General features: G+C 51.9%; 19 protein-coding genes and 1 tRNA gene. 9 read left to right on the top strand and 11 right to left on the bottom strand.

The annotated features are described in order from the left end of the window. Positions 1-25: 25 nt before the first annotated feature. The 6 genes from TREAZ_RS13505 to TREAZ_RS13480 all read left to right on the top strand — a co-directional run bounded on the left by TREAZ_RS13505 (position 26) and on the right by TREAZ_RS13480 (position 7,649). Positions 26-775 carry a TIGR03915 family putative DNA repair protein gene (locus tag TREAZ_RS13505; protein WP_015712437.1) on the top strand — a complete coding sequence of 250 codons (750 nt, stop codon included), beginning with the start codon at positions 26-28 and terminating at the stop codon, positions 773-775. A gap of 261 nt (positions 776-1,036) precedes the next feature. Next, positions 1,037-2,347, top strand: coding sequence for a TolC family protein (locus TREAZ_RS13500; RefSeq protein WP_015712435.1), 1,311 nt, complete (start codon positions 1,037-1,039; stop codon positions 2,345-2,347). Then, the gene (locus TREAZ_RS13495; RefSeq protein ID WP_015712434.1) at positions 2,344-3,312 is read left to right on the top strand and encodes an efflux RND transporter periplasmic adaptor subunit; all 969 of its coding nucleotides are present in this window, start codon (positions 2,344-2,346) and stop codon (positions 3,310-3,312) included. The genes TREAZ_RS13500 and TREAZ_RS13495 overlap by 4 nt, the downstream gene beginning before the upstream one ends. A 9-nt stretch (positions 3,313-3,321) precedes the next feature. Beyond that, positions 3,322-6,471, top strand: coding sequence for an efflux RND transporter permease subunit (locus TREAZ_RS13490; RefSeq protein ID WP_015712433.1), 3,150 nt, complete (start codon positions 3,322-3,324; stop codon positions 6,469-6,471). A gap of 13 nt (positions 6,472-6,484) precedes the next feature. Beyond that, positions 6,485-7,495, top strand: a complete 1,011-nt coding sequence (locus tag TREAZ_RS13485) for a Gfo/Idh/MocA family protein (RefSeq protein WP_015712432.1) — start codon at positions 6,485-6,487, stop codon at positions 7,493-7,495. Between the two features lie 81 nt (positions 7,496-7,576). Next, positions 7,577-7,649: transfer RNA gene (locus tag TREAZ_RS13480), tRNA-Pro, on the top strand. Between the two features lie 9 nt (positions 7,650-7,658). On the opposite strand, the gene TREAZ_RS13475 is transcribed toward TREAZ_RS13480, so the two are convergent. Beyond that, the gene (locus TREAZ_RS13475; protein ID WP_015712431.1) at positions 7,659-8,390 is read right to left on the bottom strand and encodes a late competence development ComFB family protein; all 732 of its coding nucleotides are present in this window, start codon (positions 8,388-8,390) and stop codon (positions 7,659-7,661) included. A gap of 21 nt (positions 8,391-8,411) precedes the next feature. Continuing rightward, a complete protein-coding gene (locus TREAZ_RS13470; RefSeq protein ID WP_015712430.1) occupies positions 8,412-9,686 on the bottom strand; it encodes an HD domain-containing protein in 1,275 nt (424 codons plus the stop codon). A 51-nt stretch (positions 9,687-9,737) separates the two neighbouring features. Between TREAZ_RS13470 and TREAZ_RS13465 the strand changes: the two genes are divergently transcribed. Together TREAZ_RS13465 and TREAZ_RS13460 are read left to right on the top strand one after the other, a co-directional pair. Then, positions 9,738-10,358 (top strand): hypothetical protein, encoded by a 621-nt coding sequence (locus TREAZ_RS13465; protein ID WP_015712429.1) that lies wholly within the window; start codon positions 9,738-9,740, stop codon positions 10,356-10,358. A 16-nt stretch (positions 10,359-10,374) separates the two neighbouring features. Continuing rightward, positions 10,375-11,616: a PilZ domain-containing protein gene (locus tag TREAZ_RS13460; RefSeq protein ID WP_015712428.1), complete on the top strand. Its 1,242-nt coding sequence runs from the start codon at positions 10,375-10,377 to the stop codon at positions 11,614-11,616. Position 11,617: 1 nt separating this feature from the next. On the opposite strand, the gene TREAZ_RS13455 is transcribed toward TREAZ_RS13460, so the two are convergent. From TREAZ_RS13455 to argF, 9 genes are all read right to left on the bottom strand, one after another. Continuing rightward, entirely contained in the window at positions 11,618-11,971 is a 354-nt protein-coding gene (locus TREAZ_RS13455; protein ID WP_015712427.1) for an STAS domain-containing protein, read from the bottom strand. Positions 11,972-11,975: 4 nt separating this feature from the next. Next, on the bottom strand, positions 11,976-13,664 hold the full coding sequence (gene ettA, locus TREAZ_RS13450; protein WP_015712426.1) for an energy-dependent translational throttle protein EttA: 1,689 nt from the start codon (positions 13,662-13,664) through the stop codon (positions 11,976-11,978). A gap of 8 nt (positions 13,665-13,672) precedes the next feature. Continuing rightward, a complete protein-coding gene (gene trhA, locus TREAZ_RS13445; RefSeq protein WP_245535033.1) occupies positions 13,673-14,380 on the bottom strand; it encodes a PAQR family membrane homeostasis protein TrhA in 708 nt (235 codons plus the stop codon). Further along, the gene (locus tag TREAZ_RS13440) at positions 14,364-15,206 is read right to left on the bottom strand and encodes a 23S rRNA (adenine(2030)-N(6))-methyltransferase RlmJ (protein ID WP_043923108.1); all 843 of its coding nucleotides are present in this window, start codon (positions 15,204-15,206) and stop codon (positions 14,364-14,366) included. The genes trhA and TREAZ_RS13440 overlap by 17 nt, the downstream gene beginning before the upstream one ends. A gap of 31 nt (positions 15,207-15,237) precedes the next feature. Beyond that, positions 15,238-16,101, bottom strand: a complete 864-nt coding sequence (locus TREAZ_RS13435; RefSeq protein ID WP_015712423.1) for a hypothetical protein — start codon at positions 16,099-16,101, stop codon at positions 15,238-15,240. A gap of 88 nt (positions 16,102-16,189) precedes the next feature. Then, positions 16,190-17,167 (bottom strand): DHH family phosphoesterase, encoded by a 978-nt coding sequence (locus TREAZ_RS13430; RefSeq protein ID WP_015712422.1) that lies wholly within the window; start codon positions 17,165-17,167, stop codon positions 16,190-16,192. 10 nt (positions 17,168-17,177) lie between these two features. Continuing rightward, positions 17,178-18,350, bottom strand: coding sequence for a M24 family metallopeptidase (locus TREAZ_RS13425; protein WP_015712421.1), 1,173 nt, complete (start codon positions 18,348-18,350; stop codon positions 17,178-17,180). After that, positions 18,350-18,775 (bottom strand): hypothetical protein, encoded by a 426-nt coding sequence (locus TREAZ_RS13420; protein ID WP_015712420.1) that lies wholly within the window; start codon positions 18,773-18,775, stop codon positions 18,350-18,352. Before TREAZ_RS13420 ends, TREAZ_RS13425 begins: the two co-directional genes overlap by 1 nt. Positions 18,776-18,914: 139 nt before the next feature. Beyond that, positions 18,915-19,796: an ornithine carbamoyltransferase gene (gene argF / locus TREAZ_RS13415; protein WP_342632994.1), complete on the bottom strand. Its 882-nt coding sequence runs from the start codon at positions 19,794-19,796 to the stop codon at positions 18,915-18,917. Between the two features lie 149 nt (positions 19,797-19,945). Here argF and TREAZ_RS13410 point away from each other — a divergent pair, with 149 nt between their 5' ends. Then, complete coding sequence (locus TREAZ_RS13410; protein WP_148257820.1) at positions 19,946-22,669, top strand: hypothetical protein; 2,724 nt, start codon at positions 19,946-19,948, stop codon at positions 22,667-22,669. Positions 22,670-22,681: the final 12 nt, after the last annotated feature.

Here is a 22,681-nt window from a genome sequence, read left to right as displayed (position 1 = left end):
ATAGTATATTGCAGGGGGTGTTATTTTGAGGAAAAGCGAAGAAGCAGATCAAGGGCAGGCAGATCTTTTCGAAATTCAATCACGGCCATCACAGAAAAGCGGTTCAGATCATTCGTTTCTTAACCTTGAGGATTTCGATCTCGAAACATTAAAGAGCCTTTCCCTCGAAGCCTATACAGCAGCCCTTCATGCATGCATGAGCGAATTGCCCGTGGAGAGGGACATCGCGCAGTTCATCGAAAAAGTCATTGCAGCAGGCGGCAATGATCTTGCCTCTCCTGAAGCCCGCACAGCCGCTGGCAAGGCCTGCCTGGATCGCGGAGCCCCTTCGGTACTGGCTGTACTGAACGCCGCATATAAAACAAGCCGCGAGATTGAGCGCCTTCTGGGACTTCTCAGGTTTAGCCCCATTGATGGCGGCTTCTATGTTGCCCGCTGCGCCCCCGACTGTTTTGTGCTTCCTGCGTTGGCTGAACATTTCACGCTGCGTTTTGGGGATATACCTTGGGCGATCATCGACGAGAAGCGGGGGCTCTGCCTCATACGCTTTGCGGGGGAAGAGGCCCGCATGGAAAGTCTCGATTCAGAAATCGTGCGGCCCGTTAAATTGCAGATGCCTCCCTTTGGCGCGGCATCAGGGGACGCATGGGAAAATTTGTGGCGTCTCTACCACCGTTCGGTGAATATCGAGAACCGCAAAAACCTTGGGCTGCAACGCCAGCTCATGCCCGTGCGTTACTGGAAATATCTTCCTGAAGCAAATGCCAAGGTATAAGTGCGTAAAAATTACTGCTGTTGCATTTTTACGCAGTTTTTAAAGCGATATCAGGCTGAAAAAGCCGCCAGTGCATGTGCTCTGGGCAGCAGTTTTACTCCGCAAAGCCCTTGTTTTCATGTATATCATGTTTATTCTGCTTTTTATCATCATTTTTATTATCTTGGCACGGTTATTGCTAGAATAATTTATCAGAATCATAGGAATAGTAATGTAGGGAAAGAAGATATATAATGATGCCTTGCTAAACAGGAGTTTATATTGAAGCGGATAGTCGCTGGCGTTGCGTTTTTCGCCCTGGTGGGTTGCGGTGTTTTAATCGCGGAATCGTTAACCCTCGAAAAGGCGCTGGACGCGGCTCTTAAAAACAACGCGGATTTGAAAAAAAGCGAACTTGCCGCATATCAGGCCCTGCGTGAGAAGAACAATACATGGAACATGTTTTTGCCCTCCATGACGGCATCCCTGGGGGTTGCAAATACCCATCCGATCCGGCCCGAGGGAGATCCATCCAACTCGTGGAGTGCCAGCGCGTCGGTAAGCTTGCAGCTTTCTGCGGCAATGCCGGCGAATGCAAAACTTCTTGGTTTCAAGGCTCAGGCTGCGGAAGAAGCCTATGATAATGCGAGACGGACCCTTGTCACCCAGGTGTCCACCAATTTTTATGCCCTTCTTGCGGAGAACCAGAATATCGAAATCCTGCGTACAGATTTGGAGCTTAAAAAGCAGCAATACGAGCAGACAAGCAAAAATTACCAAAGCGGCTTGGCCTCGGAGCTTGAAATGCTCAATGCCCTGTATTCATATCAAATTGCAGGTCCGGCGCTGAACGATGCTGCTGTCAAATTCGAACAAAACCGCGCCGCTTTTTTATTGTTAATCGGGCTCGATGCCGCAGGCGCTGCGGAACTCGAAGGCGAGATTGAGGTAATGCTCCTCGATCTTCCCCGAGCGGGGGAGCTGGCCGCGAGGTACTGCGACAACCGTTATGATGTGCGCGCCCAGGCCGTTGCCATTGAACAGGCAAAGCTCAACGCGCAGGTCGGATCGTTGACCAGGGCGCCAAGCATCAATTTTTCCGAAAGCATAAGTTTAAGCCCGCCGCAAAATGCAGGGTTCTCCTTTGACGATCCGACCTCATCGGGCAGGTTTTCTGTTTCTGTTTCAATTCCCATTTCATCCTGGATACCCGGATCGACTCAGTCGCTGAATGCAAAGACCCTGAAAGAAAACGCAGCCCAAACAGAATTATCCCTGGATACAGTACGGAAAAACGCGGCCCAGGATATTCAAAAAAAAGCGGATGAGATCAATCGGATTCGTGAGAACATGGAGTCCGCCGCCCTCAATTTGAGAATTACTTCCAGGGCATACGAACTTTCGGAGCAGGGGTATCGCGGGGGCCTGGTGAGCCAAACTGATTTGCAGAATGCCAATAAAAACATGGTAAACGCAAAGCAGACGCTCCTTACCACGAATGCCGGTTATTTAGCTGCAGTGTACAATTTGGCTGCGGCCTTGCGGCTTGATATTGCGGAAGTCTATACATTATACGCGCAGGGGAGCATATGATTAAAGGTGATATGATCGCAAAAGTAATTGTAATTATACTAATTGCGGTATTTTTAGGTGTTGCGGCGTTTAATATGCTCGCGCCGAAGGCTTCGCCTGCTGCGGGCGGCCCACCGGCGGGCATGCAGCCAGCCGGGAATTCATCGGGCCGGCCTGCTGCCAACGCCATTACAGTGTCGGCAAAAACACTGCAGCCGGAAACCATCAGGCAGGTCGTCAAGCTTAACGGCGATGTGTCTTCCCAGTCGGAAGTCAATGTAATGCCCGATACATCGGGTAAAATAACCCGGATTGTAAAAAACCTGGGCGATACAGTACAGCAGGGCGAAATTATCGCCTATATCGATCCGTCCCGGGCGGGGCAATCCTATTCGGAGAATCCGGTTACGTCCCCGGTAGGGGGTACGATTACCAGCCTGCCCGTTACTACAGGCGGCACTGTTTCGTCGGCCACCGTGATTGCGGTTATCGGTTCCCTGGACAATCTGAAAATTACGATTTATGTCGCAGAAAAATACAGTGCCTATCTGCGGAGGGGGCTCCCGGCTATTGTTTCCTTTGCTTCCGCCCCCGGCGAGGAATTCGCCGCATCCGTATCGGCCATCAGCCCTGTGGTCAACAACAAAAACCGTACCATCGAAACAACGCTGCTCCTCGCAAAGCGTGACGGGCGCATTAAACAGGGGATGTTTGCGTCTGTGTATTTGGTTATACGCGAGGAAAATCGCGCTTTGGTTATCCCCCGGGGTGCAATAAAAAACTACAATGGCGATCCGACAGTATATGTAATGGATGAAAACAGCATTGCCCGCCGCATTCCCATCACTCTGGGTTTGACCAACGATTCGGACGTACAGATTATTTCAGGGCTAAAAGAGGGCGACCGCATTATTACGGCCGGTTCGGTTACCGATGGTTCACCGGTGCGGATTGTCGCGGCGGGCCTTTCCTTAGATTCAAATTAGGGGATCGATATGGACATTTCTGAAATTTCGGTACGTAAACCTGTTACGGTTACGATGCTGTATATACTCGTGTGCGTTATCGCCGCGGTGTTTATCCCCAGGCTCGGCATTGCGTTGTATCCAAGTGTCAGCCCTCCCTATGTGAATGTGATGACCAGCTACAGCAATGTAGGCCCCGAAGAAATTGATAAAACCGTAACAAAGCCGATTTTTAATTCCCTCAGGCGTATTGCCGATGTCAAGTCGATTACATCCAATTCGTCCAGCGGGCGCAGCCGGGTACAGCTTGAATTCGGCTACAGCAAGGATATGGACGAGGCGGTTGCTGACGTTACCGCCGCGCTGGCGCGGATAACAAATTCCCTGCCCGATGGCTGCGGCGCTCCCACTATTATGCGTTTCAGCATGAGCGCCATGCCGATTATGCGGATGGCGGTAATGGGCGATATGAGCCTCGATGAACTCAGGGTAATTTCTGAAGAAACCGTGCAGCCACTGCTTGAGCGGGTCTCAGGTGTCGCGTCCGCTGAAATCAACGGCGGGGTTAACCGCGAAATTCATGTTGACGTGAACAACAACCGCCTCGAAGCCTATGGCCTGACCCTGCAAAGCATTACCAGCGCCCTGGCGGCCCGCAATGTTCAAGTCTCCAACGGCACCTTGACCCACGGCATAACGGACTACGAAATTATCACGGACGAATATTTTAAATCCCTGGACGATATACGCAATACGGTGATTTCGGCGGGCACACGCCTTGACGATGTGGCAGAAGTGTACGAGGCCACGGACAACACCGGACGGCGGGTCTATATCAACGGCGAGCCGGGTATCTATATCAGCATTACCAACGAGTCGGGCACAAATCCTTCGACTATTTCAAAAGGTGTGCATGCGATACTTCCTGAAATCGCGGACAATCTCCCCAAGGGGGTAAGCGTATCGGTACTAAGTGACGATACATCCCTCATTGATTCAACAATGAACGAGGTGTATTCGTCCGGCATTCAGGGCGCGGTCCTCGCCATGTTGATCATTTTTTTATTTTTGCGCAACTTCCGCAGCTCCATTATCATTGGCATGTCCATTCCGATTTCGATTGTTATCACATTGATGGTTATGGCAGTCATGGATCTGACTATCAATATGATGACCATGTCGGGTCTGATCCTGGGCATGGGTATGACCGTGGACTCGTCGATTGTCATTCTGGAAAATATCAACAAACGGCGGAGCTGGGGCGAAAAATCTGCGGTGGCCGCTATTTTTGGCAGCCGGAATATGGTATTGGCGATTATTGCGTCTACGGCAACGACAGTATGCGTATTTGTGCCGGTGCTGCTCTACCGCGCTGAACTTGAAATGTACGGCATGATGTTTCAGGAATTGATACTGACTGTGGTAGTGTCCCTGATTGTGTCCCTGATTGTGTCGGTGACCCTGGTTCCTGCTTTGGCCGGCAGTATCATCAAGATTTACACCCGGACCCAAAAGCCCCTGCGGTTTAAACCTTTTATAATACTCGATGATATCTTCGCAAAGCTGATCAAGGGCCTTGAAGACGGCTATGCGGCAAGCTTGAGGTTCTGCCTGAAAAATCGCTTGATTGTCCTGGTAATGGTGTTTGCCATACTGATTCTGTCAATGCAGCGGCTCACATCGACCGGCATGAACCTTACGCCGTCATCCCAGTCGGATGACCAGGTGAATATCAATATTTCGCTGCCCGTTGGCACTACCGCCGGTCTTGTCCAGCAGTACTTGTTCGATTTTCAGGAAATTATCGTCAGGGAGTTCCCCCGTGATGCGTACAACACTATTGTTATCAATACCGGCGGCAGCAATTCCGGTTCGGTACAGATTAACCTGCCTAAACTAAAAGATCAAAAGATAAGCGCCCGGGAAATTCAAAGCAAACTAACGCCTTTTACAACCCTTTGGAGCGATGTGCGGATTACCTTTTCATCGGGCCGCGGGCCCGGCGGGGGCAGCGGAGGCGTAAATATCAAAGTTATTTCCGATGACACCGAATCCATGACTTTGGTTTCCAACGAAATTGTTGCCCTGCTTAAAGCAAATGTGCCCAGGGCGCTCAATCCCGCAAGCGCCCTTGACTCGGGCAGCCCCCGGTACGAAGTGCGTATAGACACTGACGCGGCGTCCGCGGCCGGAGTCAACGTCAACACGATTTCCGCCCTGCTTAAAACGGCAATAACCGGCTCGACGGCTACGACCTACCATATAGGCGGCGATGATGTGAGCATCATCGTGTCCCTTGCCGAATCGGATCTGGCTGCGCCTGCTGATCTGGGTGCAATTACCATTCAGACAGCCAACGGACTAATGGCTTTGGACAATTTTATTACATACCAGGAGGGCATATCGCCCCAGCAGATCCAGCGGGAAGAAGGGGTGCGCGTCAACCGGGTAACAGCGAGTCTTGCGCCGGGAGCTATAGCTACCGAAGTTCAGGCCCAGGTCGAAAAGCTTGTAAACGAAAACATCGTGCTGCCCGAAACAGTCAAGCTGGAATACCAGGGGGACGCACGGGATATCAGGCGTTTCGGAGGCGCCTTCCTGGTCGTCATTTTACTGGCTGCCTTTTTGGTGTTCTGCGTGATGGCGGCGCAGTTTGAGTCCCTTGTAGATCCCTTTATCATTTTTGCGTCGATTCCGCTCCTTGCCATAGGTGTAATGGCAGTGTACCAGCTCACAGGGCAAACCATCAGCCTTTATTCCCTGGTCGGCATTGTCGCTCTGGTCGGCATTGTGGTCAACAACGGCATCGTGCTGGTGGATTTTACCAACCAGCTTGTGGAACGGAAAACTCCGGTCTTCGAAGCCTGCGTCGAAGCAGGGCGGAACCGCTTGCAGCCGATTTTGATGACAACCCTGACTACTGTGCTCGGCATGGTGCCTATTGCGTTTTTTCCTGGAGAAGGCGCGGAATCCATGCAGCCCATTTGCATGACCATAGTAGGCGGCCTGCTTTCCGGCGCGTTTATGACCCTCTTCGTGTCGCCGATTTTGTATTCCCTGTTCAACAAACGGCGTGAAAAACGCTTCAACGATCCCGAATCGCTTATGAATCAACTGGAAGAAGTGGACGAGATAAAGGCGAAGAATATAAAGGTGGAACTTGTCAGGAAAGACACATAAAGGTTTCGTAAAAATGGAAAAGATACCCGTAGCAATTATAGGTCTTGGCCGAATTGCCAGCCTCCTTGAAGAAGATGAAAAGAGGGAAAAGCCCTGCACCCATGCAGGGGCAGTCTCAAACAACCCCGACTGTATCCTTGCTGCTGGCTGCGACATAGACGCGGAACGCCGCGATCTTTTTGCCGGACGCTGGAAGGTTCCGGTTTATGAAGATGCAGAAACAATGATGGCTAAGCACCGCCCCGGTATAATGGCAATCGCCACCCATCCCGACAGCCATTATTATTACTGCAAACTTGCCGTTGCCCACAATATCCCGGTAGTAATATGCGAGAAGCCCCTGGCAGATACACTGAACAAAGCCAAAGCAATTGCAGCACTCGCCAGGAATGGAAACACCCGAATAATTGTCAATCATGAACGGCGCTATTCAGCCGACTATATCAAGGCTAAAGCAATATTGGATTCCGGCAGCCTTGGCCCCCTTCTCAGCGCAAGGGCTGTGCTCTATATGGGGAAGACCCGGCGGCTTGCGGATGTGTTCTGGCATGATGGCACCCATCTGGCTGATGCTGTCATGTTTCTGACGGATTCAATTTTAGCGCATAAAAAGCATTGGGGTGCAAAACTGAACGCACGGGAAGGTACAGCATGGCTTGCAGGTATCCTCAAAAAACCGACAAGGGCTCGCGACGCTATTCCCTTCGTTATGGAGGCAGGAGCGGGGAGGGATCATCTGGTTTTCGAACTGGAATTTTCCTGCACCCAGGGCAGGCTCCGCATAGGCAATGGTGTCTTTGAAGTCTGGAAAAGCGATGAAAGCCCTTATGCGGAAAAATTTCGATCCCTTAAACTATCCGGTGAAGCCTTTGAAGGCCCCACAGGCTTTTTTGCCAATATGGTGGCTGACGCTGCTGCCTGTTTCCATGATCCAGCGCGGCAGCCCCGATCAGGGGCAATTAACGGGTTAAAGGCGATAGAATATTTGCATTCTGTAATACCCTGGAGCAATAGCCGATCATAAATGGAAACACAGAAAGTGATTTTCATGTTTCCCTAAGCATTGACGAGGAAGGGTAGAAAATTTAAGATATAAAGCCGTTCACGGCGGGTAGGCCAGTGGTTAAGCCACGAGTTTTGGGAACTCGATGTCGGGGGTTCAAATCCCCCCCCGCCGAAAAAGTATCTTAATCCAGATACCCGTTCTTCTCAGCTTCCCCAGGAGGGAACATGTAGAGGTCGGGAAGTTTGAAGGTGCGGCCCAGGGTAAAGGAAGCAGCTGTAAGCACTTCGCTGATTACCGGAATCTTGAAGTAATGAATCAAAGTCTCAAACTCGGGGGCTTCAACCTTTAAAGAGTACTCAAAGGTTTTGCGGTCGTCCGCTGTGTCGGCGGGTATGGGGACGGGCCAGAAGGTGAAGGTGCCGTCTGTGTTGGGAACCATGGTGTAGGGGTTCTGCCAGTTGGCGTCCTTCATGGCCACCAGTTCCCCGTTGTGGAGGAGCTCAACTTTGACTCCCGAAAGGGGGGCAAAATTGTTGCCGTCGAAAAGGCGGCCCACTATAGTGGGGACATTGAAAACCGGGTTGCCCGAGGCTGCCGCAGCATCCCCGGAAACCGAGGCATGCTTGAAATTGGGCCTCTGGTTGTGGTTGACCCGTTTAAGGCCCTCGTAGATAAGGGCTGCGATGTCCGCGTCTTTTTGCTGCTGGTCTATAGTCTCCTGCTGAACCCGGGCTGCCCCCCTGTTGGAGACAATGTAACGGGGCACGGTCCGGTTAAGCACATAGCAGGCCGTGTCCATGCGGCACTGGCTGCAGGTGCAGAAATTGTCGGGATTCCCATCCTTGCTTATAGTATTGAAGATATCTTCAACTTTGGCGAGGATTTTGTCTTCCATTGTGTTATGCAGTTCCATTTTTTTTCTCCCTTCCCACTCTTATGTTAACTGTACCCATTTTTTTGTAATTTGCAAGATACCTGGAGCCTCTATTCCTGCAAGGATTTCCGGGTCTGTGAAAACCCGTATAACCCTCAATGATTTTATAAAAGCATCCACCATTTCGGGTCTGAAGGCGCTGGAGCTCTGGCCGAAAAATTTGCCCTCGTCAGCTACAAAAAGGCCCGATTCAAACGAAATAGGCTCGGGGACATCGATTATAAGCTTTTCCGGAGAAACGAGCCTGCCAAGGCCCTGGGATAGGGCGGATGACAGGCTTTTTTCTAAACCTGACCGGTCCTGAATCTTTCCGAGAGCCTTATGGAGAAGGGGGTCGAAAGGAATTTCAGCGGCTGTTTCGTAGAGTTTGCCGTCCCTGACCATTTGGGCAAGGGAAAAGAGGGCTTTGCCGTCCGTGCGCTTTTCCATGAGTGAAAAGAGGCCCTGATCATCCAGATGGTAGAGTTCTTCCCCTGCGATAAGGCCCGATTCGAGGCAGCTCAGGAGGGCTTTTTTGATCATGGCTGTGGCGGAACGTACCGAGCGGTGCCAATAGACAGCCCGGTACATGAGGTACTTTGAAAAAAGAATGGATTCCACCGAGGGAATGCCCCTGGAGTCTATGTCCACACCCCTCTCTTCATGGGGCCGGAGGCGGGAAAAGATAAAATCCACATCCTGGGCGCCATAGGGCACGCCGCAATACAGGGCGTCGCGGTTCAGGTAGTCCAGCTTGTCGGGGTCCAGCACGCCGGAAAGGAGCTTGCGGTAAAAATGGAGTTCTTTTCCCTGTTCTTCCATGCCAGTATCTACGATTGCGGCGGTAAAATCGGGGTCGGCGCCCGCAGCTGCGACAAGGCGCCTCAAAGGTTCAGCCTGTATGCTTTTGGCGGTAAGGGCCTCATGATCCTCCAGGGGAAGCTCCTTGAGGGAGTGGGTATAGGGGAAATGGCCCAGATCGTGGAGGAGGCCGGCGCAGAGGAAGGAGAAGACGCCCTCCCTTGTAAGCCAGGCATCCGCCCCCTGTTCGGCAAGGCAGACGAGGAGGCGCCGGGCAAGGTGGTACACGCCTATGGAATGGCCGGCCCTGGAATGGGTCGCCCCCGGATATACCCTGAAAGCCGGCCCCAGCTGCATGATGCGGTGGAGGCGCATAAAGGGGCTGGACTCGGTCAGGGCTTTGAGGGCCGGCGTAAGGTACACATGGCCCCAAAGGTTATCCCTGATGGGTTCGGTGAAACCCGATTGCAGGCATGACAGGATATTCATTTCCATAGTATACAGGCATTTGATCTTTCTTCCCAGACCTACTATTATATCCTAAGTATGATAAAAATCCGCTGTTTGGGGGTGTTTTTGCTCCTGTGTCTGTTTCAGGCAGGGGTTTTCTCCCAGGACGTGGAGCCGTTGGATTCAGCCACCGTCCCCGAATCCCTGCGCCGTCCCCAGAGGGGGGAGGCGCCCCGTTATCCCAGCGATACGGTGATAGGCGAGCTGGGGAAGGGTACTGCGCCCGAAGACGCCTGGCGTTTTGCGCAGACAGTTTTGGCTGCCCTGGTTCAGGGGAATAAGGAAGCGCCGGTTTTGGCCCAATCCGGGGCGGCATTGGTTGACGGGCTTTTGGCAGGCCTTGAAAGCCTGGGGCCTGAAAAATACCGTTTGGGGGGCGGCCGTGTTGAGGCCGACGGGGCTGTTTCATTTCTCATCCGCTTTTTGGGCAAAGAGCAGAGCATGTCCGGAGAGCTTTACCTGAGACGCGAAGAAGCAGCAGAGGCTGATGAAGAAGACGCTGCGGCAAGTTCCGGAGGGGAACCTCAGCCACCGGCTTTGGTGATAAGTTCCGGGCACTGGTTTCTGGATGATCTCGTTTTGGAACCCGCCAGGGATTTAGCGGATTTGCGGGAAGAGTACCGTTACGATTTCACCCCTTACGAAAGGTTTTATTAAAAGGTTCTGTTAGAAGATGGCCACCCCGATTAAGCGCATAGAAAAGGATTTTCTCCTCAAGGTTCTCTATGATGAGCAGATCCCCATCATGTACTTAAAAAACCGTACCCAGTATATACTCACTATAGAAAAGCCCACCAAAGGCCAGATATTTTTTAAAACCGACAGGCCAGTGGCCGGCCTCAAGATACGCAAGAAGCTGGACCTCATGTTTGATTACCGGGGTCAGGTGATTATTTTTGCAGTGGAAGTAACTTCCATAAAGGATGATCACCTGGTTGCGGATGCCCCGGAATTCCTCTATAAAAATCTTGACCGCTCTTTTTCGCGGGTTAACACCCCCCAGGATCTCCAGGTGCAGTTTACCTTTCTGGGGGATCGCTATTCCCTTACCTATCCCAAAGCGCCGGACTATGAAAACAGCCCTGTAGGCCTGGGCAACGATTTTATCCAAAGTCTGGACCCCAGGAATTTGAGCGGCCTCATTGACCAGATGGCTGCATGGATCAAAGGTTATGCCAATGGCTATAAGCTCGTAATTTTTAAGGATGTGAAGCCCGCAGCCCCCGAGGAACGCATCATCGCTGAAACAGGGAAGACCTTCTACCTTCCTTCGACATTGGCTTCTTTTCCCAGGACCGATCCATATCCCAAAAAACGGCTCATTACCGAAGATATGTTCAAGCGTTACCTTGAAAGCACAGGGGTGGATCTCCAGTTTGTGGATGATGCCTGCACGAGGTTTATAAAAAACAAATTTGATTCAGGGATTTTCTCGGACGCCTGGGTGCCGGTGCTTTTCCAGGAATATGTAGTTGGATATATCCACATTTGGATCAATAAAGACGGGAAGCTCCCCTTTGATTACGAGGTCATAGACACTCTCCACCAGTTTGCAAAAATCCTGGCCTTCTCGCTAAAAACGAACGGCTATTTTGAAACAGGAAAACTCAAGAACGAGTCTTTCGAGGGCAAGGTCATAGACATCAGCGCTTCGGGCCTGCTCTTTGCCTACCCCAATTCGCCCCTGTCCACAGCATTGCTGCCGGACAGCGAGCTCTCTGTAAAGCTTACTGCGCCCAGGCGTGTAGTGAACGCCAATGCCCGTATTGTGCGGCGCTATAAAGACAATTCCCAGGGCTATTTCGGCTGCCGTTTTCTGGACATGGAGCCTGAAGATCTGCGTTTTCTTTTTGAGTATATTTACGGGAAACCCTTCACCGATACGGACGCAACCTTCCTCTCAGGCCAGGTTTAATTCAAGTCCGGGGCTGGCTGCGCACTAATTCTACTGCTTCTTTTAATGTGGGGGTTATGGGGAAATAACCTGTAAGCTTCGTTATATCTATGGCTTTTTTTACGGCTTCGTTGATGTTGGTAAAGGCCAGGGCAAAGTCCATTTTTTTTGCAGTGGAAGAAACATAGACCAGGGCGCCCAGGCCCGCCGAAGTAATGGTCTCTGTTTTTTTTAAATCTATAATGAAGCGTTCGATTTTTTTCTCAACCATTTTCATGACCAGTTCTTTGAGCATATTGGAGCTAAAGAGATCCAGTTCGTTCTGCAGCTCTACGATGTAGATATTTTCATCGTTTTTAAGAACTTTAATCGCCATAAAATCAACGCTCCAGTTTACGGTAAATATAACGGTGGGGGCTGTCGGCCTGGGCTCCCAGCTTCTGCTTCCGCCATTCGGCGTATTCCGACCAGTTGCCATCATACCAGATAACTTCGCCGTCTTCAAAGGCCAGGATATGGGTGGCTATGCGGTCCAGAAACCAGCGGTCGTGGCTTATCACAAGGCTGGCGCCCGCAAAGCTATCGATGGCTTCTTCCAGGGCCCGGAGGGTGTTCACGTCCAGGTCGTTGGTCGGTTCGTCCAATAGCAGCACATTGGCCCCTTCCTTGAGCATGAGGGCAAGGTTAAGCCTATTTCTCTCGCCCCCTGAAAGGACCCCCACCTTTTTCTGCTGGTCCCCGCCGGAGAAATTGTACCATGCGCAGTAAGCCCGGGAATTGACTTCCTTGGCGCCCTGGCCAGAACCAAGTTTGACAAGGTCAAGGCCGCCCGAAAGCTGTTCCCAGACTGTCTTTTCGTTGTCCAGGTTTTCCCTCATCTGGTCTGCCCAGGCAAGGGCCACGCTGTCCCCCAGCTTGATGCTTCCATTATCGGCCTTCTCGCGGCCCGAGATGATCTTGAAGAGGGTGGTTTTGCCCGCGCCGTTTGGCCCTATGATGCCCACGCAGGCCCCGGGGGGAACAGAAAATTCCAGATTTTCAAAGAGCAGTTTTTCGCCATAGGACTTGGTGAGGCCCTGGGCCTGGATAACAAGCTGCCCCAGCCTTGGGCCCGGGGGTATGGTGATTTTATTGTCCTTTATCTTTTCCCGCTCGCCATCCTGAAACAATTTTTCGTATTGGGTTATGCGGGCCTTGCTCTTGGCATGACGGCCTTTGGGGTTAAGATGTATCCATTCAAGTTCCCGCTGCAGGGTTTTGCGGCGCTCGCTTTCGCCCTTTTCTTCAAGGGCAAGGCGCTGCTCCTTCTGCTCAAGCCAGCTGGAATAGTTGCCCTTCCATGGTATGCCCTCTCCCCTGTCAAGCTCGAGTATCCATCCGGCCACATTGTCCAGGAAGTAGCGGTCGTGGGTAACGGCAATGACAGTCCCTGAGTATTCCCTGAGATGCCTTTCGAGCCAGGCAACAGTTTCCGCGTCCAAATGGTTTGTAGGTTCGTCCAGGAGAAGTATGTCCGGTTTTTTAAGGAGCAGCCTGCACAGGGCAACCCGGCGTTTTTCGCCCCCCGAAAGATTGTCAACTATCTGATCCCCCGAAGGGCAGCGGAGGGCATTCATGGCAAGTTCCAGGCGGCTGTCCAGGTTCCAGCCATCGGCTGTTTCTATCTTTTCCTGGAGCTCAGCCTGCTTGGCCCCGAGTTTGTCATAGTCAGCGTCAGGATCGCCAAAGGCTTCGCTCACTTTGTCGAATTCCGCCAGGAGATCCACCAGACCCTGAACCCCCTCGGAGACTATCTCTTTGACAGTCTTCCCTGGTTCAAGGTAAGGCTCCTGTTCAAGGAAGCCGATGGTGTAGCCGGGGCTAACGGATGTTTCGCCTGCGAATTCAGTATCCACTCCGGCGAGAATCTTGAGGAGACTCGACTTGCCTGATCCGTTGAGCCCCAGGACGCCTATCTTGGCGCCGTAAAAATAGGAGAGGCTTATGTCTTTGAGTACCTGCTTGGTTCCGTGCTTTCTGGAAACCCGGTACATGGAGTAAATTATTTTCTTGTCGTCTACTGTGGGCATGTCTTATTCTAACTCAAAAACCACAAAGAAAGCCAGTGACACACAGCCCCGGTGATTACGTGGATGTGCCAGATTACATGGGAGACCCTGCGGTGCCTCCGCCTGTACCAGAAAGTTCCCATTGTATAGGCTATGCCTCCTGCAAAAAGAAGCACAAAGCTGGGGAGTGGCAGCTGCTGGTAGAGCTTCCATGTAGCTATGGCAATAGCCCAGCCCATGAGTATATAAACAGTGAGCTCTGCCCTGCGGAGGAATTTCCAATTAATTGCATAGAGGACTATGCCCGCGATGGCCAAGGCCCATTCAATGCCGAAGTAGGTCCAGCCCCAGACGCCTTTGAGCCCCAGTATGGAAAGAGGTGTATAGGTTCCTGCAATGAGGAGGTAAACTGCCGAATGGTCCAGTATCTGAAAGATCCGTTTGGCGCCTTCGTGCTGTATGGCATGGTAGAGGGTGGAAGCCAGAAACATGGAGATCATGGTGGCGGAAAAAATGACATAACAGGCAATAGCGCCTGCCCCTGCATAGCGTCCCCCCAGGCGGCCGGAATTTCTCAAAGCCAGAAGCACAAGGCCCGCAATAGCCAGGAGTATGCCGATTCCATGGAGTATGGAATTGGCGATTTCTTCCCCCGGGGTTTGAAAGGGGAGGGGGCTCGGTATTGCCTGTGTTGCTTTTGGTGCGCTCATGGTGTATTGTTCATTCTTTCCATTCAAGTTTCCAGCCCCCCTCGGCGTTCATGGCTTGTACCAATACAGGCAACGCATCTTCCAATGCAGGCTTGAGCGTATAGGGAGGATTGATGATCACAAGTCCTGAGCCGTACATGCCCCGGGGCGAATTTGCCGGGGCATGGTCTTTGGATGATGTGTGGAGTTCCACGAAGCAGCGCCTTCCCGCATGGATAGCGAAGAGGTTTTCGCGCAGTGTTTCCGAATCCGCATTTTCCGCAGCAGCTTTAGGATGGAGCAGGAGAGGATACCATACAAGGTAAGTCCCTTCCGGGAAACGTTTTAGCGCGCTTGCCAGTATTTGCGGAATCATTTCGTATTCGGACAGCTCTTCCCAGGCGGGATCAATGAGGATGAGGCCCCGCCTTGAAGGCGGAGGCAACAGACCTTTGAGGCTTCCTGGGCCGTCTTCTTTGCGGACTTCGACATGCCTGAAATTATCCAAACAATTTTTCAGGGTTTCAAAATCTTCGGGGTGAAGCTCGAAACAAACCAGGCGGTCCAGATGGCGGAGCAGCCTTGCCATAATAAGGGGCGACCCCGGATAATCCTTTCCCCCGGCGTTGATTATTTCCAGATAACGCCGCGCCATGGAGGGCAGGGCTTCCGCTGCTCCGGCTTTTGCCAGGGCGCCATACCCTGCCTCCCATTCACGATTGGCAAAGCTGTAGGAACCTGCCCCGCCATGGGTGTCTACGCAGAGCAGGGGCTTCTCCTTCTGCCCCAGGTAGTCGAGGCAGAAGATGAGGATCGTGTGCTTAAGCACATCGGCCGCATTCCCTGCATGGAATGAATGTCGGTAACTGAGCATGAGCCATAATACCCGGCCTTCCTGGTTTCTCCTAGTTCTTGCTGACCCATCCAATACCGTCGAATCCCGAAAGTTTTGCTTTCTCCCGTATAGTGTATAGGATTGAATCGACAGTCCCCTTCGGGATATGAAGGACTTTCGCAATTTGCCTGTTGGATGCATCCAGCCTTGCCCCTGCAAGGCGTTTCTGCATGGATATGAAGTGCGCGTGGGCCCTTTCAAAACGGTTTTGCAGTTTTTCATAACAGTTGCTTTCTGGCGAAATGGTCAAGAGTTTCTTTTGAAATGTCAGGCAGCGGTAGTATTGGCTATGAACATTGTCCTTGAGCTTCGCGATTGCCTTTTCCCTCTTGTCCCTGAGAATTCGCAGTTCTTCTACTAATGTTTTTAGCTCCTGCTTTTCCATGGCCAAAAATTTTGCTACCTTGCCGAGAAAATCATCAGAAACAAAATAATAGGATTTAAGGAAGAGGATGAGGATCTGCCGGTCTGAGAATTCCTCCGGGGACAACAGCGTTTCTGTTGCCATGCCGCCATATTCGGGTTCAGTATCATGAAGGGCCATTTCCTCTGCCCTGGCTCTCCAGCAGGCGTACTCTGTTGCAGAATGATCCGCTTCCTTCATGCGGTATTCCCTGCTGCCCCATTGTACTACGGCATTGATATAGGCGTCGAAGGATGAACCCTTGTCCCTGTAGCTGTCCACCGCCCTGGACAGCCTGGGATAAAGCCAGCTTAGAAAATCAACCCACCTTTCCTGGTTTCCGTCGAATACATGGTAGTATTCAAAATTATCAATCAGGTATTGGAAGATAATGCCTTCAAGCTCTTTTTTGCTCAATCTTCCCAAGCGATATTGCTGCTGCAATACTGATAATGATACTGTGTCCCGCATAAGCTGCTCCTTGCCTATTATATGGGGCAGAACATCAATTTCGCATTAATAAAGTGACAAATGTAATCAAATTTCTTTATGAAAGTATTTATAGGATGTTTTGAAAGGCCGCAAGTATGCGCGGCTTCAGTTCGTCAATGGTGCCCGCAATGCTCAGGCCCGCAGCGTTTTTGTGCCCGCCGCCGCCGAAAGATTTAGCCACTGCCGCAACATCCACTTTGTCTCTCGAACGGAAGCCCACAGTGCAGTTGTCGGGTTTTTCCTGGCGTATGATGACTATGGCTTCCATGCCGCCAATGGATTGGAGCATCTGGTAGACTGCGTCAGAATCCCTGCCTTCCAGGCCGAAACGCTGGGTTTCTTCGTATTCTTCAGTTGAAAGTATGAGTCTTCCGTTGAAATGAGATTCTGCCCTGGAGAGTATATGGCCCATGAGTATGCGGGAATCGAGGCTCTTGCCGCCGTGTATATCCTGGAAGGCTTTTTTGGGGCTTGCCCCTGCGCGTATCATAGCAGCCGCAGCCTCGAAGCTTTCAGCCCCTTTTTCGTCCACATGGCGGAAAAAGCCTGTATCGGTGCAGAGGCCAAAGAGAAGGAGTTCCGCCTCTTCCGGTGCAAGGCTAAGCCCTAATGCCTCGATTAAATGCAATACTAATAAAGTGGCAGAAGGCGCATTTCCGTCTATGAATACCGGTCCTGCGCTCTGCCCGCCCTCGGCGTATTGCCCCCCTGCATGGTGATCGATGATCGCCAGGGGCAAGCTTTCCAGCAGGGGTGCCAGTTTCCCGGTGCGTTCCAGTGCGCCGCAGTCAGCGATAATCACCCTGGCATCTTTGAGATCAGCTTCAGAGGGGGAAGGGGTAAAAAATTTCTCGTAAGGTTTGACTTCTGTGCGCTTGAAAGGCCCGGCGGAACAGGGAATGGCCTTTTTCCCAAGCCGCTTCAAAGCTGAGGCCAGGGCTAGCTGGCTTCCCACGCAATCGCCATCGGGCTCCAGATGCCCGGCGATTATGAATTTATTTCCTCTTGTTATAAAATCGATTAGCTCAGCGGGAATTTCTTTCATCAATAAACTTCTAGCAGAGGAGGAGGTCGGACTGCCTTGAATGGGGCTTACCCGAAATAAAAGCCTTCCCGGACTGTATATACACGTCAATTTCAGTCCTAAGCCCAAAATCCTCAAAGTAGAGGCCCGGCTCTATGGAGAAACAGGCACCGTCCAAAAGAAGCCGCGAATCGGGGAATTCCACCGAATCCATATTCGCCCCTGACCCGTGGATCTCCGTATCTATGCCATGGCCTGTCCTGTGCTTAATAGCCTTTTCATAACCTTTTCCGATGAGCATCTCCCTGGCAGCTTTGTCTACCATAGCCCCGCTGGGTCTTTGCCCGCTGGCAAGTTTTTCTTCGATGAACGAGAATGCCCTGTCCCTGGCAGCTATAAGATCGATAAAAGTTTTCTCGATTCTTGAGGAAGCCTTTTCTGCAAAGACCCCAATCCAGGATATATCGGCAAACACGGCCCCGGGCAGTTCTTCTTTGGCCCAAAGGTCAAATTGTACGGCATCATCTTCCTTAAAAAGAGCGCCTTTGTTTTCAAAATCATAATGGGGATTCCCCGCATTAGGCCCTGCGGCCACAATGGGAGGGTGATCGGGGAAGAGTTTCCGTTTTTCCATCTCAGAGAGCATGAGGGAACGGACATCGCCCTCGTAAATGGGTTTTCTGTTCTTATGGGCTTCCTTTACCAGATCCCAGGCCAAGCCCACGATTTCATAAAGATGAACTGCGGCACGCTCATGGGAAGCTATGGCTTCCGCGCCGAGAAGGCCCCGGAAGCGCTGGATGAGAGGGGCCGCTGAAACCAGCTTAAGGCCCGCCCTTTCCAGGACAGCCGCTGTCCCTGCGTCGAGATAGGAAAGAGCCAATATGGTCTCCGACGAGTGCACACCCCAACGTTTCCCGCTGAGGGGTTTTAACGCGGCGAGGAGATCTTCCCTGGCTATGTAGAAAACCCCTGTGCCGGGCAGGACATCCAGGGCCTGAGGCTCGACAGCATGGATTATTTTGAGAGGGCTGCCATTGGCCGGGACAGCATAGAACCAGAGCCGCGAGTTGGTAGTGTCATGGGAAAGCCCCAGTATATCGTCCGAGAGCTTATCCCTGTGGCGGAAGTTGCAAAAAAGCCATCCGTCGAGGCCTTCGCCGCGGATAGCTTCCTGGATGGTTCCCAGTTCCTCAGGGGACATCAGAATTCCAGTTTGATTTCTTCTACACCCTCAAAATACTGATCAATATTGACATTGAGGGGGACTATGCCCCAGGATTCGTGGGACCTTTCTCTGCGCACATAGAGACGCACATGGCTAAATTCGCCGTTCTTGTAGTACACGGTCAGGGAAGGCCAGGCTTTGCCTGAACCCAGGCCAATCTCTTCGGCTTTCCCGTTGGGACCTTCGAACCAGGAATGGGGTATATAGGTGCGGGTCATTTTGTTTATCCCTTTCCTGTAGGTGACCACATAGCCTGAACGGTATGAATAGATCTTTTCGATAGGCACACTGAAATAATAAAACTCGGATTCCTTGCGCTGCGACTTTTCCTGGGCAAAAAGCGTAGGCCCTATGCCCAAAACCAGCCCAATCAGCACTGCAAAAAGCGCTTTTTTCATCATATATCCTCCTTGATATTCACATCGGCTGCCTGCCGTTAAATTTTGCTCCTTCATTATCGGAACAAATTTGTTTCCAGACCTTCATTATAATTCTAAAAGGCCCACTCCACAAGGCCTCAGGGCCAGCCTTCAGACCAGCCTAATCGGCTGTTCCATTGATGGCGGCAAGCATAATGGCCTTTATGGTGTGCTTGCGATTCTCCGCCTCGTCCCAGGCCCGGCTTTGGGGGCCATCTATGACATCCTTTGTGACTTCTTCCCCTTTGACCGCAGGGAGGCAGTGGAGGAATATGCAGTCTTTCCTGCCTGTTTTGTCCATCAGGGCCTGGTTCACCTGGAAAGGTTTGAGGAGTCTTGCCCGCTCTTCCTTCTTGGCCTCTTCGCCCATGGAGGCCCATACATCGGTGTAGAGGGCGTCGGCGCCCTTTACCTCGGCCAAATCCGAAGTGACCGTGATCTTTGCCCCCGTGGCTTCGGCAAAGGGCTTGCATTTGTCCAAAAGAACCTTGTCGGGGTTGAGGCTCCCCGGGGTAATGACTGAGAAGTTAATCCCCAGCTTGGAACAGATGACCATGAGGGAGCGGGCCACATTGTTCCTGCCATCCCCTACAAAACAAAGCTTTTTGCCCCAGGAATCGCCAAAGTTTTCTTCCAGGGTCTGGATGTCGGCCAAGACCTGGGTGGGATGGTAATCGTCGGTGAGGCCGTTGAAAACGGGGATTCCTGAATATTTGGCCAGGGTTTCCACAGCGGATTGCTTAAAGCCCCGGAACTGTATGGCGGTGAACATCCTGCCCAATACCCGGGCAGTATCTTCCAGTGATTCCTTGACCCCCAGCTGTATGTCCTGGGTGGAGAGGAACACAGGGTGGCCCCCTTCTTCGCCAAAGGCGGTCTCAAAGGCGCAGCGGGTCCTGGTGGAACGCTTTTCAAAGAGCAGGGCAAGGGTCTTGCCTGTAAAACGGAGGTGGACCTTCCCCCCGCTGTTTTTGACCTTTTTACTTTTTTTGAAAGTTCCAATAGATGGCGGATCTCGTCCGCTTCATAATCCAGCCAGGTCAGCAATGACCTTCCCTTAAATTGCGCGGTATCCATGCGTATCCTTCCTTGCTATTACGTTAATCGTTAAGAGCTTTTATTTCAACACCGCATGCTGGTATAGTAAGGGTAATGGTACAGATGCTTTTTTTCCTCCGCTTCCGTTCCCAGCTCCGCCGAACCAGGCCGGATTTGATTGCCGATCTGGAAGAGGTTTTCGCAGGGGCTGCAAAGGCCGCAGGGGGCAAATTTGTTTCGGCCAGGCGCATGCTTTCCGCCTCTTTTGATGATAGCCGTATAGGCTTCACGCTCGATATTGCTATAGCCCTCGAAAACCTCAACAAAAAATTTGCAGAAGCCCGCAGGGAGCTTTCGGGCTATGCCCTGATTCTGGGCAGGGATATACCCGAAGGCGAAGCCGAACACCTGGCCCGGGAGCTGTCAGGAGGGGAATTTACCGGTATCTGGTGTTCCAGGGAAATCGCGGGGGAGCTTGAAACCTTTGGGACCTTCAACAAGCCTTTCAATTCCTACTGCGAATTGAAAAATGTCAGCCCCCCTCGGGCACAGGAGCCCCTGAGCCTCTACCCTTATCGGGACAGGATAGAACGCGCCCTGGCCCAGGGGGGTGGCAAAAACACTCTCCTCATAGGGCCTGAATTTATGGGGAAGCGGGACGGGCTGTACCATTACTGCCAAAGTCTTTTGGGCGGCGCCCCTCTTCTTTCCATACAGTTTACCCCCGGCGATAATAGCCCGTCCTGTTTTGCCGACGCATTGAACCCCGGACTGAGGGCTTTTCTTGCAGCTTCCATTAATAAGGATAGGCTTGAGGAACTTGATTCCCTTCAAAGTCTCATTTTTAAGGAACGCATTAGGGAAGAGCTTTCGCCCTATGCTGGTTTTGCATTGCGCCGTTTCCTTAAGCTCCTCCTCCTCTCTTATATGGAAACTTTAAGTCCCCGCCTCCCCCAGGCTATAATCTTTTTGGAAAACCCCCTTGAAGCCGAAGGCATGCTTGTCTTCAGGGAGGTTTGGAACAGCCTTGAAAACAGGGACAGCTTCCTTGTTTTTGGGATTAACAGTATCCCTCCTGACGAGGGGTTCAGGGAATACGGGAGCCTTTTCCCCAGAATATTGAAATTTACCGCTGATGATATGCCCGGGAAGAATAAGCTTGATATACCCCAGGCAATTCTGGAGCCAGCCTATGCCCTTGCGCTTTTGGGGCGCTATTTTCCGGCATGGCTTTTCCCCCAGCTTTTTGATGAAGCCGGCCTTAACAAGGCTTTGCCCATGAAGGCTATGGAATTGCTGGGCGCCGAGGGGCTCGTTGAAGACAATAAGCCCCAGCCCCGCATTTCAGGTTTTATTGCCAGGGCGGAAAAAGCCCTTGGGGAACGCAAAGAGACAATTAAGGAGATGGCAAGGGGCCGCATCCTCGATTGGGTAAATTCGCACAGGCTCAGTCCCTGCTTCAGGCTGCTCAAAATACTTTCTGATTTGGGGGGCAGGGCAGGGGATGCCCTGATTCTTGCTGCTATACGCTCCGATGTGTGCAGCAGCGCTTTTAAAGGCATAGAGAACGCCATTGCCGATAAAAGCTTCGGGCCCCTCGTGGGCGAAGAAAACGCCCAGGCCCTAATCTGGATCTTTGACACCCTCCGGATGCTGGTTCATGGGACAGAGCAGGAAATACGGGTGGCTTTTGCAGTTCCTGTCCCGGAGCTTCCTGAGAAATCTTTTGTCGGATTCAAAGCTCAGATCCAGGCCAATCTCACGGCATTCTATCTTGGGGCAAGGGAAAAGGAGCAGGCTTCGGAATGCGCAAAAGCAGCCCTGCGCATAAACCAGGGATTAAAAGACGGCGCAATCCCTGCTTTCAGGCTTTTTTCCCTGGAGAATGTTTTCAAGCAGCGCTTTTCTGACGCTCTGGAATATATCTCCTTTGCCGTAGAGCAGGCTGAAAAATCAGAAGCCCCTGAAGAAATTTTGCGCTCTTCTTATTTTGCCTCGGGAATTTATTTCCTCTACGGCAACCTGGCAATGGCTCAAAGGTTCGCGGCAAAAGCAGAAGAAACAGCCGCCCTGCTGGGCTGTTCAGAATGGGGGGGCCGTGCATTGTTCCTGCGGGGGAGGCTGCTTTTTGAGGCCGGGAATTATAAGGAAGCCCTGGAACTTTTTGAATCTTTAATTGGAACGATGCCCCAGGGGGCTGTCGAAGCCTGGGCATTCAGAACCAGGGTTTTCTTAAACGTCACAGGCGCCTCTCGGGAGAAAACGGCTTCTGTGCCCGGACCTTCTGCGGGGCGGAATTCTGACGCCTTGCTTTTTGCCGCGGAAGCTGCCTTCCTTGCCGGCGAATACAGGGAAGCCCTGGCACTGGCGGAAAGCATTATAGCCCTTGAATTGCAGGATGCAGGGAATGAAAGCTTCTTCTTTACCGAAAGCCCTGACTGGAGCAGCGGTTTTGCCCAATGCGAGGGTATGTTCATCCCCCCCGGAGCCTTGAGGGCCAGATTCGCCCGCGTATACAAGGCACTGGCGCAAAGCAGGCTTTTGCCGTCGGAAGAATTAAGCGCAGAACTGCGAAACGAAATGCAGCGCCTTATACGGGAAGAGATCCCTGCCGATGGCGATCCCAACGATGCTTTTTACTATTATGCATGGTACAGCATACTCCAAAGCACGGGCGCCCCCCAGGTGGATTTGGGGACAGCCGTGAGCATAGCCTTTAAGCGGCTCCAGCGCCGGGCAAGCCGCATTGACAGCGCAGAGATCCGTTCTGCCTATGTTTCCAATAATTATTGGAATGGGGCCTTGACCCTTGCGGCTAAAGAATTCAAACTTATTTGAAGTTTTTTGTAC

The organism is Leadbettera azotonutricia ZAS-9 (genome assembly GCF_000214355.1).
Classification (GTDB): Bacteria; Spirochaetota; Spirochaetia; order Treponematales; family Breznakiellaceae; genus Leadbettera; species Leadbettera azotonutricia.
The sequence above is the reverse complement of the archived record's forward strand: the minus strand, read 5'-3'. Positions and strand labels throughout refer to the sequence as shown.

Excerpts from the sequence above, each read along its gene's own strand:
- TREAZ_RS13440 (WP_043923108.1), bottom strand. The coding sequence starts at position 15,206 with ATGCTCAGTTACCGACATTCATTCCATGCAGGGAATGCGGCCGATGTG.
- TREAZ_RS13495 (WP_015712434.1), top strand. The coding sequence starts at position 2,344 with ATGATTAAAGGTGATATGATCGCAAAAGTAATTGTAATTATACTAATT.
- TREAZ_RS13420 (WP_015712420.1), bottom strand. The coding sequence starts at position 18,775 with ATGATGAAAAAAGCGCTTTTTGCAGTGCTGATTGGGCTGGTTTTGGGC.
- TREAZ_RS13430 (WP_015712422.1), bottom strand. The coding sequence starts at position 17,167 with ATGAAAGAAATTCCCGCTGAGCTAATCGATTTTATAACAAGAGGAAAT.
- TREAZ_RS13435 (WP_015712423.1), bottom strand. The coding sequence starts at position 16,101 with ATGCGGGACACAGTATCATTATCAGTATTGCAGCAGCAATATCGCTTG.
- TREAZ_RS13485 (WP_015712432.1), top strand. The coding sequence starts at position 6,485 with ATGGAAAAGATACCCGTAGCAATTATAGGTCTTGGCCGAATTGCCAGC.
- TREAZ_RS13425 (WP_015712421.1), bottom strand. The coding sequence starts at position 18,350 with ATGTCCCCTGAGGAACTGGGAACCATCCAGGAAGCTATCCGCGGCGAA.
- TREAZ_RS13460 (WP_015712428.1), top strand. The coding sequence starts at position 10,375 with ATGGCCACCCCGATTAAGCGCATAGAAAAGGATTTTCTCCTCAAGGTT.
- TREAZ_RS13410 (WP_148257820.1), top strand. The coding sequence starts at position 19,946 with ATGGTACAGATGCTTTTTTTCCTCCGCTTCCGTTCCCAGCTCCGCCGA.
- TREAZ_RS13475 (WP_015712431.1), bottom strand. The coding sequence starts at position 8,390 with ATGGAACTGCATAACACAATGGAAGACAAAATCCTCGCCAAAGTTGAA.
- ettA (WP_015712426.1), bottom strand. The coding sequence starts at position 13,664 with ATGCCCACAGTAGACGACAAGAAAATAATTTACTCCATGTACCGGGTT.
- TREAZ_RS13470 (WP_015712430.1), bottom strand. The coding sequence starts at position 9,686 with ATGGAAATGAATATCCTGTCATGCCTGCAATCGGGTTTCACCGAACCC.
- TREAZ_RS13490 (WP_015712433.1), top strand. The coding sequence starts at position 3,322 with ATGGACATTTCTGAAATTTCGGTACGTAAACCTGTTACGGTTACGATG.
- TREAZ_RS13465 (WP_015712429.1), top strand. The coding sequence starts at position 9,738 with ATGATAAAAATCCGCTGTTTGGGGGTGTTTTTGCTCCTGTGTCTGTTT.
- TREAZ_RS13455 (WP_015712427.1), bottom strand. The coding sequence starts at position 11,971 with ATGGCGATTAAAGTTCTTAAAAACGATGAAAATATCTACATCGTAGAG.